This is a genomic window from Paenibacillus sp. EPM92 (assembly GCF_016586185.1).
GTDB lineage: Bacteria > Bacillota > Bacilli > Paenibacillales > NBRC-103111 > Paenibacillus_G > Paenibacillus_G validus.
This window is the reverse complement of sequence record NZ_BCPS01000070.1, coordinates 53643-70634: the sequence shown is the minus strand read 5'-3', so window position 1 is coordinate 70634 and position 16992 is coordinate 53643. Positions and strand designations below refer to the sequence as shown.

Annotated in this window: 12 protein-coding genes and 1 pseudogene; 4 read left to right on the top strand and 9 right to left on the bottom strand. The window is 49.9% G+C overall.

The features are described from left to right. Positions 1-493 precede the first annotated feature (493 nt). Positions 494-1420: a tyrosine-type recombinase/integrase gene (locus JMF85_RS16625; protein ID WP_196426833.1), complete on the top strand. Its 927-nt coding sequence runs from the start codon at positions 494-496 to the stop codon at positions 1418-1420. Positions 1421-1608: 188 nt separating this feature from the next. On the opposite strand, the gene prpB is transcribed toward JMF85_RS16625, so the two are convergent. The 3 genes from prpB to mmgD are packed head-to-tail and all read right to left on the bottom strand — an operon-like array spanning position 1609 to position 5134. Next, positions 1609-2514, bottom strand: a complete 906-nt coding sequence (prpB, locus tag JMF85_RS16620) for a methylisocitrate lyase (RefSeq protein ID WP_155614110.1) — start codon at positions 2512-2514, stop codon at positions 1609-1611. A 35-nt stretch (positions 2515-2549) separates the two neighbouring features. After that, complete coding sequence (locus JMF85_RS16615) at positions 2550-4001, bottom strand: bifunctional 2-methylcitrate dehydratase/aconitate hydratase (protein ID WP_201318553.1); 1452 nt, start codon at positions 3999-4001, stop codon at positions 2550-2552. A gap of 23 nt (positions 4002-4024) precedes the next feature. Further along, positions 4025-5134, bottom strand: coding sequence for a citrate synthase (mmgD, locus tag JMF85_RS16610; RefSeq protein ID WP_141335858.1), 1110 nt, complete (start codon positions 5132-5134; stop codon positions 4025-4027). Positions 5135-5344: 210 nt separating this feature from the next. Here mmgD and JMF85_RS16605 point away from each other — a divergent pair, with 210 nt between their 5' ends. Further along, a complete protein-coding gene (locus tag JMF85_RS16605) occupies positions 5345-6223 on the top strand; it encodes a LysR substrate-binding domain-containing protein (RefSeq protein ID WP_127604163.1) in 879 nt (292 codons plus the stop codon). A 454-nt stretch (positions 6224-6677) separates the two neighbouring features. On the opposite strand, the pseudogene JMF85_RS28120 reads toward JMF85_RS16605, so the two are convergent. The 5 genes and pseudogenes from JMF85_RS28120 to ssuD form a co-directional block, all read right to left on the bottom strand. Beyond that, a pseudogene (locus JMF85_RS28120) lies at positions 6678-6770 on the bottom strand (tyrosine-type recombinase/integrase); the annotation flags it as partial. A gap of 142 nt (positions 6771-6912) precedes the next feature. Further along, on the bottom strand, positions 6913-7164 hold the full coding sequence (locus JMF85_RS16595; RefSeq protein ID WP_054796674.1) for a YolD-like family protein: 252 nt from the start codon (positions 7162-7164) through the stop codon (positions 6913-6915). A gap of 461 nt (positions 7165-7625) precedes the next feature. Next, complete coding sequence (locus JMF85_RS16590) at positions 7626-9038, bottom strand: 4-hydroxyphenylacetate 3-hydroxylase family protein (protein ID WP_127604165.1); 1413 nt, start codon at positions 9036-9038, stop codon at positions 7626-7628. Between the two features lie 79 nt (positions 9039-9117). Continuing rightward, positions 9118-10260 carry a 4-hydroxyphenylacetate 3-hydroxylase C-terminal domain-containing protein gene (locus JMF85_RS16585; RefSeq protein ID WP_127604167.1) on the bottom strand — a complete coding sequence of 381 codons (1143 nt, stop codon included), beginning with the start codon at positions 10258-10260 and terminating at the stop codon, positions 9118-9120. Between the two features lie 130 nt (positions 10261-10390). Beyond that, positions 10391-11557, bottom strand: a complete 1167-nt coding sequence (gene ssuD, locus JMF85_RS16580; protein ID WP_201318552.1) for an FMNH2-dependent alkanesulfonate monooxygenase — start codon at positions 11555-11557, stop codon at positions 10391-10393. 812 nt (positions 11558-12369) lie between these two features. Here ssuD and JMF85_RS16575 point away from each other — a divergent pair. Both JMF85_RS16575 and JMF85_RS16570 read left to right on the top strand, forming a co-directional pair. Further along, positions 12370-13524 (top strand): DUF4062 domain-containing protein, encoded by a 1155-nt coding sequence (locus JMF85_RS16575; RefSeq protein WP_196426834.1) that lies wholly within the window; start codon positions 12370-12372, stop codon positions 13522-13524. Continuing rightward, complete coding sequence (locus JMF85_RS16570; protein WP_054796679.1) at positions 13521-13709, top strand: hypothetical protein; 189 nt, start codon at positions 13521-13523, stop codon at positions 13707-13709. The genes JMF85_RS16575 and JMF85_RS16570 overlap by 4 nt, the downstream gene beginning before the upstream one ends. Before the next feature lie 193 nt (positions 13710-13902). Here JMF85_RS16570 and JMF85_RS16565 read toward each other — a convergent pair whose 3' ends face one another. After that, positions 13903-16869, bottom strand: coding sequence for a DUF4073 domain-containing protein (locus tag JMF85_RS16565; protein WP_201318551.1), 2967 nt, complete (start codon positions 16867-16869; stop codon positions 13903-13905). Positions 16870-16992 lie beyond the last annotated feature (123 nt).

Below are 16992 nucleotides of genomic sequence, written 5' to 3'. Positions count from 1 at the left end.
AAATGTTCATCCTGATCCCGCCCTTGTCACCTCGACGTGCAGCTTTAGCCATGCATTGAAATCCGGGTAAAGTAAAAGTAGTTGCTGCAACTTTCGATCGCTTTAAAATAATGAGCTGATTGACTCATTTTACTCCCCAAAACTAAAGTAACATGTTTGGAAGTATGTGTCAATCACATTTGATTTCAGAAGTTGTTGTTGTTCCATCCTTTAAAATGGACACGTTTCCTGTAAAGCGACGTCTATGCCCCGTTGATTCGTCCTTGGTCGCAGCGTGAATACAACCTCGGTGAATCCCCCTAACGGCAGAGCGAATTTGATCGGTTATTCCTCTACATAAGATGCTATAGCCTGCTTCACGCGTGCATTAGACAAGCGCAAAAAATTGCACAAAATACGGATTTCGTGCAACTTCTGTTATAATCAAAGAAAAGGCGCAACTCCCGCTACCCTATACCATGGACAAGCAGGCGCAGACAGGTGGCAGATGACTTTGCAGAGTAAGAAATACGACATCATGGAGCAATACGAAACCGAGCTCGAAGCATTCTCAATCATCATGAAAGATAAGGACTATTCGGTCCTCACGCAGCGTGAGTATATGCTGGACATCAGGAGGTTCCTCGGGAGTGTTTACCCCAAGCCCGTCGAAGACATAACCAAGCTCGACGTCATGCGTTACCTAACCAGCATTCGTAAGAGCGGAACGGGCGGATCGGCGAGAAATCGGCAGCTTTCCTCTATTCGTACCTTTTTTAAATTCCTTAATCTTATGGAAATTATCAAGGGAAACCCCGCCCTGGAGGTGGAGAAGACGAAGGTTGAAAAAAATCGGATTCCGACCTATCTGGATGAGCTGGAGCTTGTCCATTTCTTCCAAGAGGTAGACGGAAGATATGTGATTCGAAACGTGGCCATCTGCATGTTAATGGCGTACGCAGGGCTGCGCGTCATTGAAATACATCGTCTGAATTTGAAGGACTATCATAGAGACGAGGAGTACCTCAGAGTGAAAGGAAAAGGAGATAAATGGCGAGTCGTTCCTCTGCTCCCGGAAATCATCGATTCATTGGACCGGTACATGCCGATTCGCATTCCTCACCGGAGCGGAAAAGATATTCCTCTCTTTACTTCTCAATTTGGCAGGAGAATCGCGCGACGGACGGTTCAGCATGTAACCGAGCAGGCATTTGCCGCCTTTCAAGAATCCAAGCCGGAGAACGAGAAGAAACTATCCAGTCATAAGCTGCGCCATAGCTTTGCAACACTGCACATCCGGAGCGGGACTGATATACGTTCTGTCCAGGAATTGCTCGGCCATTCCAGTATAGAGAACACACAGATCTATACTCATGTCGACAATAAACAACTGCGGGCGGCGCAGGGAAATATCAAGGGTAAATTACCAGCGTTAAAATGAAAGCTGACATGATTGTGTCACGCCGTACTCCCCCCTTCTCCCCTTATGCTGGAAACGTCCCCGAACAAACATCATGTTCTTTGTCGGGCAGAGAAATAACCCGCAGCCGTGGCCAGGGCTGCGGGTTATCCAGTGATGAATACATACAGAAGTCAAACTCAACGATATTGGGAATTACCAAAGCAAGATTATTCGTTTTGAAGAACAGTTTTGGCAATTTTCCCGTCCAAATTTTCATAATCGTAATACCGGATCGTTTCGTAAAGTTCCTTTCGTGTCTGCATATGCGCCAAAGATTGCACCTGCGTCCCGGTTTGGCTAATTTCCGCAAACACCCGCTCGTATGCTTTAGCGGCAACCCGAAGCGAGGTCACCGGATATATGACCATGTTAATGCCCCAGATTTCGAATTGCTCGGCGGTATAATAAGGGGTTTTCCCGAATTCAGTCATATTGGCCAGCAGGGGTACATCGATAGCGGCTCGGAACCGTTTGAAATCTTCTTCGTTTTCCAGCGCTTCCGGAAAAATTGCATCTGCCCCCGCAGCTATATAGTGCTTGGCTCTTTCGATCGCAGCCTCCATCCCCTCTACGCTCTTAGCGTCCGTACGGGCAATGACAACGAGGGAGGGCGCGATTTCCTTTATCGTCTTGATTTTCTGCATCATCTCCTCTGCAGAGACGAGCTTCTTTCCGTTCAGGTGTCCGCATTTCTTCGGCATTTCCTGATCTTCGATCTGAACGGCAGCCACCTTGGCCTCCAGCATTTCTTTCGCCGTTCGGGCAACGTTCAGCACACCTCCGAAGCCTGTGTCGATATCGACAAGCAGGGGAAGTCCCGAAGCCCTGATCAGCTCCCGAGCACGGTCCGCCACTTCATTGGAATAGATCAGTCCGAGATCCGGTAAACCTCGACTAGCCGTATAAGCGGCCCCTGACAAATAAATGGCTTTGAAATCGAACTGCTTCGCGATTCTGGCAGCCATAGCATCATGAGTTCCAGGAATTTTTACAATGGAACCGCTGCGGATCATTCGCATAAATTGTTCGGCTAATTGCTTCTGCCCAGGCTCATCCTCAATCAACCAAGCCATAGTAATTCCCCTTTCTTGTGCCCTCAGGCTGAAGGTCAAATGACGAACAAGTTCATATAATCTTGAACGGCCATTTCTTCAAAGCGCTGCTGATCCAAGGAAAGTTCGATAATTTGCTCAACTCTCTTTTTCGGGAAGCGCGTCAGCAAGCTGGATTGGAATTTCTCCACGATTTTCGGGATTCCCTCCTCACGGCGTCTGCGGTGACCGATCGGATATTCACATTCGGCTTTTGCTGTTTCCGTACCGTTCTTGAAATGAACTTGTACCGCGTTCGCGATCGAGCGCTTCTGCGGATCAAGATAGTCCTTGCTATATCTCTCATCTTCTACGACAACCATTTTTTCACGAAGGGCGTCGATTCTCGGATCTTTCGCAATCTCGTCCTCGTAATGCTCGGCCGTCAAGTTACCGAACAACAGGCCGATGGCTACCATGTATTGGAGACAGTGGTCGCGGTCGGCTGGATTGTAGAGCGGCCCCTTCTTGTCAATAATCCGTATGGCGGACTCGTGCGTCGTCAGCGTAATATGGCTAATGTCATCGATACGGTCTTTCACAAGTTCATGCAGCTCGAATGCGCACTCCACTGCCGTTTGCGCATGAAATTCGGCCGGGAAGGAAATCTTGAACAGCACGTTCTCCATCACGTAGCTATCAAGCGAACGGGCAAGCTTTAGCTCCTTGCCTTTGAACAGTACATCCTGGAATCCCCAAAGCTTGGCGGAAAGGCCGGTGGCATAGCCCATTTCGCCTTTCATTGCCATTAGGCCAAGGCGTACGGCACGGCTTGTCGCATCGCCGGCTGCCCAAGACTTCCGGGAGCCTGTATTTGGCGCATGTCTATACGTACGTAAACTTCCGCCATCCAACCATGCATTGGAGAGGGCGTTGATCACCTCTTCCCGGCCACCGCCAAGCAAAGCGGTAACGACAGCTGTCGAAGCAACTTTAACGAACAACACATGGTCCAATCCGACACGGTTTAAGCTGTTCTCTAAAGCCAGAACGCCTTGAATTTCGTGAGCCTTAATCGCTGCGGTAAGCACATCGCGCATCTTCAGCGGTTCCTTCCCTTCAGCGATCCGATTACGGCTAACATAGTCGGCTACGGCCAGAATGCCGCCCAAATTGTCGGAGGGATGCCCCCACTCCGCCGCAAGCCATGTGTCGTTGAAATCGAGCCAACGAATCAAGGTGCCGATGTTGAATGCCCCATGTACCGGATCGAGCTCAAATTGGGTTCCCGGTACACGTGTGCCGTTCGTCACGCGAATCCCGGGAACGATAGGCCCCAGGTGCTTGGTGCATTCCGGGAAGCGCAGCGCCAGCATGGCTGTTCCGAGAGAGTCCATGACGACATGACGAGCGATTTGATAGGCCTCTTTGCTTTTTATTTCATATGAAATTGTATATTGGGCTATATCTACCAGCAACTTGTCTGCCTGCTCCAAAATATTTCCTTTATCATAAGCAATTGAGCTCATAACATCTATCTCTCCTTGTTGTATTATGGATGAAGATTGCGCGGGCCACTGTAAAGAACTCTTGGACGGAAAAGACGGTTGTTCTCATGCTGCTCGATGACATGTGCACATACTCCGATCGTTCGTGCCGCTAAGAAGACAGGAGTGAATAGATCGATTGGGATTCCAAGCAAGTAATACACCGGAGCCGCATAGTAATCCAAGTTGGGATACAGTCCTTTTTCCCGTTTCATAACCTCTTCACCGATAACGCACATGTGATACAAATGCTCCTGGCCTTTTGCAATCGCTAGCGGTTGAAGAGCAGCTTTCATAAGAAGGGCGCGCGGGTCCGGTTTGTTCATGTAAACCCGGTGGCCGAAGCCCATAATACGCTCTTTGCGTGACAGCTTGCCGAGAATCAAGGGCTCCATTTCTTCGACGGCTCCGGCCACTAAAAGCATCTGCATAACCGCTTCGTTTGCTCCACCATGAAGCGTTCCTTTGAGCGAAGCGACGGCACCTGTCAAAGCTCCGATGATATCCGCTTGCGTAGAAGCAATGACCCGAGCCGTAAATGTGGAGTTTGGCATTTCATGTTCACTGTAGACGATTAGGGACTGGTCGAAAACCTTCGTTTCCATCTCGGTCGGAACACGTCCCGTGATCATATGCAGAAAGTTCGCACTGTATGAAAGATCTTTATTAGGCTGGGCCGGCTCCAGATTGTGAATAGCCCGGTAGCTGTCCGCAACGATTTGTGGAACTTTGGCTAATAAACGAATGGACTTGCGGTAATTGGCCTCCCTGGATCGGTCGTCGATTTCCTTTTCGTCCCCGGCTAGTGCTGAAATCCCCGTCCTGAGTACGTCCATCAAATGTGTGTTTTTGGGAAGAAGCCTGAGCAGTTCAAACATTTCTTTCGATAACCCGGCTTCATTCCTCAAAGCTTGTTCAAGCCCCTTGTATTGTTCTTCGTTAGGCAAGATGCCGTTCAACAGCAAAGAGACGATGTCCAGGTAAGTCACTTTTTGGGCCAATTCAATCAGGTCATAACCACGCAGCACGATTTCTTCGTTGGCCACATCCAGATATGAAATTTGGGTCTCGCTAGCGATAACGTTTTCAAGACCGGGTTGGAATAATTCATTCATATTCACCTGACTCCCTTACCATAAATTAGATAACTCCCTGCCTCTTAATCATAGACATGCCGGCTTGAACAAATCCAATATCGTCTTCATCCTACTTAATATGTTTTGCATACTACATCCCCTTGACCATAATTAAGGATTTTTGTTGACTTGGTTGTTCCGCCTAAGCGATAGTAGGAGTATAGAATCCGGATAGAGAAGGGGTAAACTATGGAATTAAGACATCTACGATATTTCATTACCGTTGCTGAAGAACTCCATTTCGGGAAAGCCGCGACGCGTTTGAACATGTCCCAGCCGCCATTAAGCCAGCAAATCCGTCAACTGGAAGAGGAGCTGGGCTTCCCCTTGTTATATCGAAATAAACAGCATGTGAAATTGACCGAGGCGGGTAAGGTTTTTCTTGAAGAGGCACGAATTGCGATTGCTCAAGTCGAACAAGCTTGTTTAGTCGCTCAGAAGGCGAATCAAGGCTTGCTGGGAAGGCTCTCCATCGGCTTTGTCGGTTCGTCCACTTATTCGGTAGCGCCGCTGTTGCATCGCTTCCTGCTTCATTCCCCTAAAATCAACATTACGCTTCATCAGATGAAAACCGCCAATCAGTTGCATGCTCTTCATGAGGGAAGCATACATCTCGGGATTGTTCGAACGCACATTCATAGTCCTAACATCGTCTCAGAAGTGATTTGCAGCGAGAAGTTTGTCGCGATTTTCCCTGAAGGGCATCCGATGGCACAGAGAGAAGCGCTGCGTATGATAGACCTCGAGAATGAACGATTTATTTTAACTACGAGAGGCTCCACCTATCACGACACTGTCATTCATTTATGCTATCAAGCAGGATTTTCGCCGAACATCGCATTAGAGCTCCCCGAAATTTTAACGATCATGGCGTTCGTCTCGCAAGGAATGGGTGTTTCCATAGTTCCAGCTTCGTTCCGTCATCAGCAGAACAAGGGTATTGTGTATCGGGAGCTGGCAGATGTCACTTCTACCTTGGAGACGTACTTTGTGTGGCGTAGTGAGGAGAAATCAAAAGTGTTGCAGGAGTTTATTAAACTAAGCAAGGACAATACGATTTTAGATTAGTCAGCAACAGCATCCGGGACATAATACTGGGGCCACGCACGAAGAGCACCGCAGTATTTCCCAAGATGATGTAAATATATTGATTTTTATTTATAATATGTAAATAATTTTGTTGTAAATCCTTAAATCAAAGATCCGAACATAAAAAATGAAGGATTTTCCCCCAATTCTGTACCCGATCAGTCAACTTACGCACGACATCTCAATCATACGGATCGTGCAAATAAGCTTAAAAGACCCTGGCGGATACTTAGCTCCCCCAGATTTTCTTGAAACGATCCGAGCTCAAGCAGCGCCAAGTCTTCAGTCGTCGCCTTGTAGAGCGGCTTGTCCCCCTCCTTATCCTCCGACAATGACAGAACGCATGCTTGAAACCCGTTCTGGCGGCGGCACCGCCGCTCCTCAAGCAATCCGGCTTCACCGTATGTCGCATCAACATTACGCTAACGCTTCAAGCATGCCCAAGAAGCTCCTGCAACGTCCATAAATCGGTTCCGCGGCGGAAGTGAGTAGTCGCAAAGGTGTGTCTTAATTTATGGCTGCTGAGCTTTTTATCCTTTAATGCCGGGCGGGATTGGTGCTGCTTTTGGGCGATTTGTAATGCCGGCTAAGGTAAGCCGGCACTGCTACTGCTGCTGTACGGCGACACAAACATAGGCGCTTAGCGTATTAATGATGCCTGTTGTAATCTAATCTCTTGGGTAATCCACTTTCATGATGTCCATGAAAGGGACCTTTGCAGTCTCTTCATTCCGTTGGATATGTACTTTCCCCGTTCGTGAATCCATTAGCACAATCTGACCGCGGACCGGTTCTTCCCACCCCCATACCGTCAGTAAAACTTCGGAGTTTTCCTGTTTCGCTTCTGCCAGTTGATTTCCAATCTCCTCTAGTACAAATTCATCTCGAGTGGGTCGCTTTGCTGCTTTTCCTTTGGCCATGATGTTCCCCCTGATTATATATCCGGTATACCACTCAATTGCTGATTGAGCGAAATTCTCAACTTAAATAATACCACATATGATCTTAAATCTTTAATTCACTCATCATGCAACGCTTCTTCACGTCGGTCAGCTGATGACAGACGTACGATTATCGGATTATGGCGAAAATCAGTCGCAAAAACGATTAAGCACCTATAATCATGTGTCGCGGGCGCAGCGATACAGACATAGGTGCTGTAAACTAAACTTTTCAATTGTATCGCAGGAATTCGGAATCCCATGGCATGGCCGTTGAGTCCCTTTGCGCCTATCATCGTTAGAAGCCATACGCCGTCTGCCCATGTTCGACGAAGCAGCACGAAAAATCCGGCTATGACAGCAAACGAGGGACGTACCGAATAAAACGACGATTCCAAGCAAGACGAACCAAACTCACATGCGGTAAACGTTAAGCTTTCTCATCCGACCCGATCCGACAATGCTTTCTTGTCGTATTCCAAATATTGCGCCGCGTAGGTGCGAACCGGGTCTCCTGCATAGAACCGTTCATACAGCTCATGACGACCGCCCAGTTGGCTTCCCACCAGATCCCATGCCAACTTAAGCAGCTTTACCCGCTCTTGCGCATTCCGGTCGGCGCCTCGATAATACGTTTGCAGCTTAGCGCCCAATGGGCCGTGAAGCTCCGCTATGGACGAAGGGACTTGAAGCATTCCCGCGCCGGAAAGTTGCTGTAAAATTTCTATGGCCCTCGGATAGTAACGGTTTCCGAGGTTCTTCGCCGTATTGAGTTGTCGCAGTTCGGGCGACCATCCCCCATCGGTGTGAAGCTCAGCGTTATGCTCTGCGGATATAAGCAGTGCTTTAATCGATTCCAATTGGAAAAATAACTCCGCTAGCTTCTCCTGAACGTGCGTGAATTTCTTAATGCCGATGGATGAAGCCAGTTCATTGCCCACGGCTGTCACAAACTCTAACTTGCTGACGAGCCTTACTATGGATTCATGAAGACTTATGGCGGATACGTATTGATCCGATCGAATACTCCAGATGGCGTCGGGGTCATCCTTGATAAATACTCGTTCCCATGGAATTAGAGCATCATCAAACACTAAGATCGCATCCATCTCGTCATAGTGAGCGCTTAACGGATAGTCTTCCTCCCGTTCGGAGGCGAACGAATCCCGGCAGATCAGATGGACTCCAGGGTGGTTAACCGGAATAGCGAACATGACGGCGTACCGCTGCTCTTCCTGTAACTTCGGGCTATGCGGTGAAACCATAATCTCATCCATATAAGGCCCTCCGGTGGCAATCATCTTGGCGCCCCGAACGATAATCCCGTCTTCCGTTTCTTTTAAGATACGAACCGCCGTATATAGATCCCCTAACTCGGAAGCAAGCTTCGTTCGATCGATTTGCGGATCGTGACCCGCAGCGGTCAAGAGCAAGTCATTGTCGCGTAAATACGTATAATAATTTTGTATTTTGTCGGGAAAATACGGTTGTTTGGAGCGTATTAACTCCCGCCTGATGAACCATCCGGTTAACTGGGCGCGATAAAAGCCGGCAACGCGGCTCATCACTCCAAACGTTGCATCGGACCATAGTCGAAAGGAGTCACTTCGTTGAAAAATATGTTCTCTTTCGGATGGAACCTGAAACGCCCGATTCGCTCTAAAGCCATTATCCGTCACAAAGGTCAGTCGTTCCTTCGTTTCCGGTCGATCTTGTAAATCCAATACGCGGGCAACAGATGCGACCGTACCCGCGAAGGCGGGATGAGCGGCAATGTCCTGTACGATCGAACCATGAAACCAAACGTTCCTTCCGTCCTTTAACCGATTAAGATATGTTTGACCCGTACTCATAAACCGGCTCCTCTCTGCTTCGTTTCTGACCGTAAATTGCATGTACACATTTCTTGCGGATTTTTTGGCCCCGTTCGCATTACCTTTCGCTTCGTTCTCTCCAAAACGCTTCATAGCGATTCACAAGCTTTTCTTGCGGATATACACGATATAGCTCCGTAGACAAACGGATCGGGTCGCCGAATGCGAATTCCTCGTGCTGTCTTCGGTTTACGGCTTCCTCACTGCCTGCAAAGGTCCTAACCAAATGGCGTAAAGGCTCGTCTGCACTGTGCGCTTCGAAGCCGATATCCCCATTACCGATGCGCAGCAGTGCCTCAGCGGCAGCTTTATAGAACGTCCCGCCCGCTTTTTTTGCTGCTCCAAGTGGAACTGCAGACGGCAGGCATATGCCTTCTTGACTGAAGTATGCGTTTATTTCTGCTGCATGAATGAACGCCTTTATCGTATCCAGATTCTGCAGCAGTTCGCCAAGCAGTCCTTGAATATGCAACTCCTTATGCCGTCCGGTTTTCTCCGCCAATGCAACCGCAGTCGCAGTAACGAGTTCGATCAAATCCGCTTGGCGGGATACCCACTGATAGTCCGCAAGAGACTTCAATTCCGGATGTCCTAACAGCAGGTCTACTTCCGATTGGTTTTGCAGGGAAATCACCCGCTCCCAAGGGACAAACAAACGATCGTACGAAACAGTCACGTTGGCATAGGCAGCCGCTTCGAGAGGCAGGCGCAGGTCTGAACTGTTTGTAGGAATCAGTACAACGGTTGAAGGGTTTGTCTCATCCTTTTCTTGAACGAATACAAGCAGTTCATCCGCGTACAGAGCATCGGATGCAAACGTCTGTTTCCCGCTAAGCCAAATGCCATCGGTCGTTATTTGTACCGCGGGTTTCGCGTTTCCTTCTTCAACAGGATGAATACTGTGAAACGTAGTCGTGATCAGGCTGTCGTTTCGGCTGCATAAGTTGTACAGGTTTTCAATTCGCTTGGAACAAGCGAAAGCGGCAATCGGTTCGACATTCCGGTGAGCGAACCATCCCGAAAGCAGCGCTTGGGCATAATCCGGCAGCCCCGATGAAAAGTTGGCATGTCTTTCTTCCAGGCTGTAGTTCCCAGGCCGCTTTAATTGCAGCTCCTGCAAAGTCTTGGGCAGCAAATAGGCCTGCTTCCAACTGGATTTTTTTGGCTCATGTTTTTTCGTTTGAACATGGTTTGTGTTCATCGTGTCCCTCCCGTAAGAAAACAACTCGCGACCGGCCAGGCATCCCGGGTAAATTTGCCAAGCAATAATGAATCAACGCCGGAATCCCGGCGAACTAAGCTTTATATGGCCGGTGGCGTATGGTTACTCCCTATGACTGCACCTCTTGTACGCGCTTATTCCCCGCTGATTTCGGGGGTTCGGTGTTTGCGATGATCTCTCCGAACGGACTCATATATCCTTGCTGCTCCGAGCGCTGCTGTATATTCGTCAGAGGAAGCAACGGGAACAATAGTTCTGCAGTTCGGTAGGCCTCTTCCAGGTGCGGATAGCCTGAGCAGATGAACGTCTCGATGCCGAGGTCGGCATATTCAATCATTCTCGCGGCAACCGTCTGAGGATCTCCTACAAGAGCCGTGCCGGCCCCGCCTCGAACCAAACCGATCCCGGCCCACAAATTCGGACTGATTTCCAGGGAGGAGCGATTCCCGTTATGCAGCGCCGACATTCGCTTCTGCCCTTCGGAGTCGTACCTGGCGAATATTTTCTGAGCGGCAGCGATCGTATCGTCATCGACATAACGGATCAGCTCATTTGCGGCAGCCCATGCCTCTTCGTTCGTCTCGCGCACGATGACGTGCAACCGAATGCCGAACCTTACCGTCCGTCCCTGCTGCGAAGCCAATTCGCGCATATGCTTGATTTTCGCCTCGACTTGAGCCGGAGGCTCGCCCCACGTCAGGTACACATCGACATGCTTCGCAGCCACCTGTTGACCGGCCGGCGAAGAGCCTCCGAAATATAGCGGCGGATATGGCTGCTGGATCGTCGGGTAAATGACATCGGCTCCTTCGACCTTCAGATGGTCTCCCTCGAAGCTGACTTCCTCTCCTCGCAATATGTTTCTCCAGATGGAAAGAAACTCGTCCGTCAAGTCATAGCGGGTATCATGGTCGAGGAACAATCCTTCGCCTGCCAGCTCGACCGGATCTCCGCCGGTCACGACATTGATCAGCAACCGCCCGTCTGATAATCGATCGAATGTGGAGGACATCCGGGCGGCAAGGGTCGGTGACATGAGGCCCGGGCGTAACGCTACCAGAAACTTCAAACGCTCCGTAACAGGAATCAACGAAGCCGCAGTGATCCACGCATCCTCGCACGACTTTCCTGTCGGCAGCAACACGCCGCCATATCCAAGCTTATCGGCAGCTTGTGCGATTTGCCTCATATAATGTTTGTCTACAGCTCGTGCGCCTTTAGATGTCCCCAAATACCGACCGTCTCCGTGTGTAGGAATGAACCAGAATATTTCCATGTTGATCCCATCCTTTTATCCTAAGTTTTGTCTATGGCTTCAGTACCGCGTCCTTCACTTGAAACCTCAAGTCTTCATGATAGTCAAAAAAACACGGACATAAAAAACGTGTCTCCGGCGGTCCGGTCAACCTGTGCAAATAGTCAGATGTTAACTATGCTGTGGGATGCCGTTTTTCCGGATTTCTTGCCAACAGACTTCTTCAATCAACTTCCCTATAGCATAAGTGAGCCGTTCGTCAGCTACTCAGATAATTCGAACCTGTGCGCTTCATGCACTTCCCGATAGCTGCCAAACCATCTGTCCGGTTTGGCAGCTATTTACCTATCCACCCCCTCTCATTTGCATATCCCGGGCAAAAAAAACAGAGGTGAATCCTTGATATTGGATTACACCTCCGATTGATCGGTCAGCATGAATACTTACAATTCCTATTTATTTAGTTTATTATATTTTTGTATCGTAGCATGGCTTTTCGAGATGTGTCAATCCCTTCTTCGGCGGTATTTACCTGTTCCTGCAAATCGGCACAATGATTCTTTTATGCATGATGAAGACAAAACTCCCGAAAGTAAATCAAAGGTCGAATATGCATGTAAGTCATAATGTGCCATACTGTAATTAGTTGACATAATAATATTTATGTTAACTATGATGATCCCTCCTAACAACCGCATTCCCAAAACAGGATGCAGGTTTTCCCAGATGTGATTCGTATTCTTCAGACCGGAGATGTACTTTTTCTATTAAAACTTCCCGAACTGGAGTATAATGGGAGATAGAATCTAGAGATTATAGGAGTGTTGGATCGGGTGGCTAAAACAAAAATCTTCATCAGCTCCGTTAACGAAGACGGTCTCAAGCCTCTAAGACGTGCCGTTTTTCGTGAGCTCACCGGACTTGGGCATGAACCTATAATGTGGGAAGAAAATTTAGGTCCTTGGCCGGCTAACGTAGATCCGGTAGTGAAGTGTTTGGAAGCCGTTGAGGAATCGGACATCTACCTCCTCTTTATAGGCAGTAAGGCAGGCACATACTACGCGCACGCCGCCCGGACAGTGACGCACATTGAATTCATCAAGGCTCATGAGCAAGGCAAGACGATCTTGGTATTTGGTGACGTCGAGGTGAAGAACGCATTCTTCGGAACGGTGAAACAGCTCGTTGAGGAGTTCGTTGAGCGCTTCATCGCAGAAACCGAGCAGTTTCCTTCACCAAAGGATATTATGGACGCTTTACAGCAAAATGATCGGGTACCGAAAAATATTGAGCCGTATGTCTGGTACCTGCTTTACGATATATCACTAAGAAAAGTGTATATTGACGATCTCTCGCTGGGGGTTCAAATCGATTGGAAGACTTATTTTAGCGATTTGCTTCGCAGGGGCTCCATCCTGCTGCCTCTGGAGGATTCGATTGAGCAAAACAGTGATAGGCTTGAGCAATTCGATGAAGCCTACGAAGTCGTGACTAACCTGGTGCCGCATCTTCAGATTTCAGGCTTCCATAACCCCGAGGCATTTCTGAAGAGCATTATGTCCCGTCTTTCAGGTGGAATAATCGAGCAATCATACGGGCAATATATGTCAGAGAAGGTCGGGGAATACGGCGATTGTTCCGCTGCCACCCTGTATGTCCTCAACGGTGACCAGATGGACATTGTCGCTAAGGTGGGCGACGCCTTTGGCGAAGCGCATTATAAATTATCCAATCAAGCTTCTTACGTCGTGCTTACGTATAACATGGGTGAACACGCAGAACAGGTCTATTTTAAAGAATCAAAGCAAATGTTTTATTATAGCGTTCGATCAGGCCATTATGTATTAACCCTGCACTTCCCGTCTGACCCTGATTGGGACAATAAAAAATTCATCCTCTTTAAAGGATGCGCCAATCATGCTATAATTAGTAAAAATCCTTTGTTGATCGAATTCATCAAATTATTCTTAGGAGGGATGCAACCATGAGTACCGGGGTATTCGTTTCCAAGAACGGAAGCGTGTCGGAAGCCATAGGAACGCAGCCAAAAGAAGCTCTGTTGTTCGCTCCTTCCAGAAAAAGCTCCTCTCAAATTCTCCGTGAGCAGCGCGCCGCGATGAAGCGTAACAACAAGCACATTAAAGATCGCTTTTCTCGAGCCACCAGGCGATAACGTTTGTAACCCACCTTCCGTGAGAAGGTGGTTTTTTTGTTTCTTCTGATCCTTTGAATGGGTCAGTCGTAGACAAACTAGCCGGATCAGCCTGCCCTTCCAGGTTGATCCGGCTAGTTTCATGTTAGCTGCCGATTCTCCATAATTATGCAAACAGAAATGAATGAATTGCTTATCTAAAGCTCTTGAACTGCTATTTGTTCAACTGCAGCATCCGCATCAGCATTACTGTGGCTTCCGCGCGAGTTGCCTTTCCGTCAGGCGCGAATTCATTGCCGGTGCGCCCTTGAGCGATTCCCCAACGCAGTGCGGCTGCGGCTGCGCCCTTGGCCCAATCCGGAATCTCGTTCGCGTCGGAGAATGACAAGGGTCCGCCCTCATCCGTCGAGATCTTCGAAGCGCGAATAATCATCGCTGTCATTTCGGCGCGAGTCACATCTTCATCCGGACGGAAAGTGCCGTCCGCGTAACCGCTCACCACATGCAGCCGGGCAGCTTCCGAGACGTAACGCTGCGCCCATATTCCGATCTTGTCAGAATCGGTAAAAGAAACTCCGCTATTAGGGTCCGCAGCTTCGGGTGCAAGCGCCCGCATCAGCATAACGGTAAATTCTGCGCGTGTGATGAACTGATCCGGTTTAAAGCTGCCGTCATCATAGCCTGAGACGATTCCCTTCGCAGCGGTCTCTTGAATCATGACCTCCGCCCAGTGTCCCTTCAAATCGTTGAAATGTACGACTGGCGGAAGCGGCTTCTCCGGCTTCACTTGAGGAGGAGCCTCCTTTGCCACACTGAAAACGGCAAATTTCGTAAAATGATGGACCGTCGCGACGAATTCATCATTCTCCGCATGACCTTCGACTTCAATCCATTTGCCGTTCGTTTCGTCATAGTAGAACATGCCCGCCCGACGGTCGGCTCCCAATAGCTTAGCCTGAATTTTAAAGCGAAGCGTAACAGGCTTCTTGAAGCTGCCGTCGAAACTTTTCAACAGTTCAAAAACGGGACTGAGGAGCGTCATGGAATCAGGCACTATTCCTGAAGTCGACGTCATTTTATGAATGGTAAGCGTGAAATTTCCTTCAGTCAGATCCATCGGCAAATCAACTTTAACCTCATCGCCTAAGCTGGCCGTACAAGAATGCCCTCCGCTGCATGTGGTGGTGGTCGTCTGCGCAGAGTTCGTTGAAGGCTCTGACGAACTGTCCGAACTGCCGGACGAAGCCTCCCTCCACACCTCCACCGAAATTACAGTCTGGATGCCTTTGTACTGCGCAGTTATCGATGCGCTGCCGGGAGAAACGCCCGTAACGAGCCCATTCGCCTGAACTGTAGCTATACTCGCGTTAGAGGAACTGAATGTCACCGGATCAGCAACCGTCACGCGACTACCGTCCGAATAGACGGCCTGAATCACCGTGATATGAGTCATACCCACTTTCAGCCGATAAGCGGAGTCGTCCGCCTCAATGCTCGTCAGCACGACCCCTTCTTCACCTACCGCTACCTGCACCATCGCCGTCTTGCCCGACAGATTCGTCACTCCTGACGGCGGGATCAGCGTTCCCGTGAATGTATACGTTCCGGGCTGATTCCCATTATACGCCGGACTGCCGCCGTCCCATGCCGCATCCGCCTGCACCGTGCTTCCGTCGCTCAGCGTGACCTCCACCTGCGCCGGCAGGCCCAATTGCTCCAGCGGTGTGCCATAGACGGCTGAAATGACGGACTGCGCGCTCACTGCGGTAATCGTCCTCTCGCCCACGACTACCTGCACCATCGCCGTCTTGCCCGACGGATTCGAAACTCCTGACGGCGGAGTCAGCGTTCCCGTGAACGTATACGTTCCGGGCTGATTCCCATTATACGCCGGACTGCCGCCGTCCCAAGCCGCATCCGCCTGCGCCGTGCTTCCGTCGCTCAGCGTGACTTCCACCTGCACCGGCAGGCCCACGTCTGCCAGAGATGTTCCGTAAACGGTTGTAATGTCCGGCCGCGCGCTTACAGACGATATGGCAGGATTAGCGGTGAAATCAAAACTGGCCGTATCTCCGGCTTCATAGCCGCCCCCCGCCTTGTACCGCACCAGCACAGGAACATGCCCGGTAAACAGAGGCTCATTCGCCGGATCATAGGTCACGTAACTGGCGCCCCCGTCAACCGAGTACTCCATATCGCTCGTCATGCCCGACAGGCGGTTCGTATCGTCGTTTGCCGTCAGCCCCTGCGGCGCTCCAACCCGCAATTCGAGCAACAGGCCGCTGCCAAACCCGCCAGCCAGCCGGTAGCTTCCATCCGCAAGCTGGAGCACGGATAATAGGTTGCCTGAGTCCGAGAATTCTGTCTCCCATTGTTTATTGCCCGCCGCATCTGTTTTCAGCATGAAGGCCATGCTGCCATTATTGCCGCCGGCTACAGCATAGCCGCCGTCTATCGTTTGGATGACATCGAGCCCGAGCCGGTTTCCGGATTGGGGATAGGTGTTCAGCCAGTTCTCGTTGCCGTCTTTATCCGTCTGGATCAGTACAGCATCTTGACTGGAAAGATAGACATTGCCCGTCAACATATATCCGCTCTGCCCATTCGCATCTGTCCATCTTTGAATCCCCAGCAAGGAGTACAAGCCAGCGCCGCTTCCATATTCTTGCTCCCACTGCACGGTGCTTGTTCCATCGATTTTCAACAGATAGCCTCTTGTGCCGGAGACCGTACCCGTTGACCCCACCAGCACATAGCCATCCCCATCGATTGCCGGCTCCGCGTCATAAATAAATTGATCGCCGGCCTTCGCAATTAACGTTGTGGTCGGATTGTTGCCGTCGGCGTCCGTTGTCACAATCGCCGCATTGAGATCGGCGCCCGTGTAACGTACATATCCCGGAATAAGAAAACCCGAGCCCGTCTCCAGGATCGCCGCGGCACTGCTGGAGCTGGTTCCGGCAAAGCTCAGGGTACGGCTCCATTTCAACTGCCCATCGGGATTCAACACCCCGTAAAAATACTGCGTATCGTAGGAGCTCGGGGCGATTTCGTAACCGGCAAACATGAAATGGCCATCCTGCGTTTCCCGAATATAACGGACCAATTGGCTGGTGCCCGTACTCGGATCGCTCAACACTTTACGCCACTGCTCCGTACCGTCTGCACGATATTTCACCACAAAGGCGGAGTCTCCTGAGTATCCGCACGCTATATATCCGCCATCCGACACGGGTTGATAATCCTGAATAGGTCCAAGATCATTGAAGCTCTGGGTTGAAACGGCAAATCGGTCCGCAGACCC

Bases quoted from the DNA above. Each gene is read 5' to 3' on its own strand.
- prpB (WP_155614110.1), bottom strand. From the start codon at position 2,514: ATGGCTTGGTTGATTGAGGATGAGCCTGGGCAGAAGCAATTAGCCGAA.
- JMF85_RS16615 (WP_201318553.1), bottom strand. From the start codon at position 4,001: ATGAGCTCAATTGCTTATGATAAAGGAAATATTTTGGAGCAGGCAGAC.
- mmgD (WP_141335858.1), bottom strand. From the start codon at position 5,134: ATGAATGAATTATTCCAACCCGGTCTTGAAAACGTTATCGCTAGCGAG.
- JMF85_RS16605 (WP_127604163.1), top strand. From the start codon at position 5,345: ATGGAATTAAGACATCTACGATATTTCATTACCGTTGCTGAAGAACTC.
- JMF85_RS16595 (WP_054796674.1), bottom strand. From the start codon at position 7,164: ATGGCCAAAGGAAAAGCAGCAAAGCGACCCACTCGAGATGAATTTGTA.
- JMF85_RS16590 (WP_127604165.1), bottom strand. From the start codon at position 9,038: ATGAGTACGGGTCAAACATATCTTAATCGGTTAAAGGACGGAAGGAAC.
- JMF85_RS16585 (WP_127604167.1), bottom strand. From the start codon at position 10,260: ATGAACACAAACCATGTTCAAACGAAAAAACATGAGCCAAAAAAATCC.
- ssuD (WP_201318552.1), bottom strand. From the start codon at position 11,557: ATGGAAATATTCTGGTTCATTCCTACACACGGAGACGGTCGGTATTTG.
- JMF85_RS16570 (WP_054796679.1), top strand. From the start codon at position 13,521: ATGAGTACCGGGGTATTCGTTTCCAAGAACGGAAGCGTGTCGGAAGCC.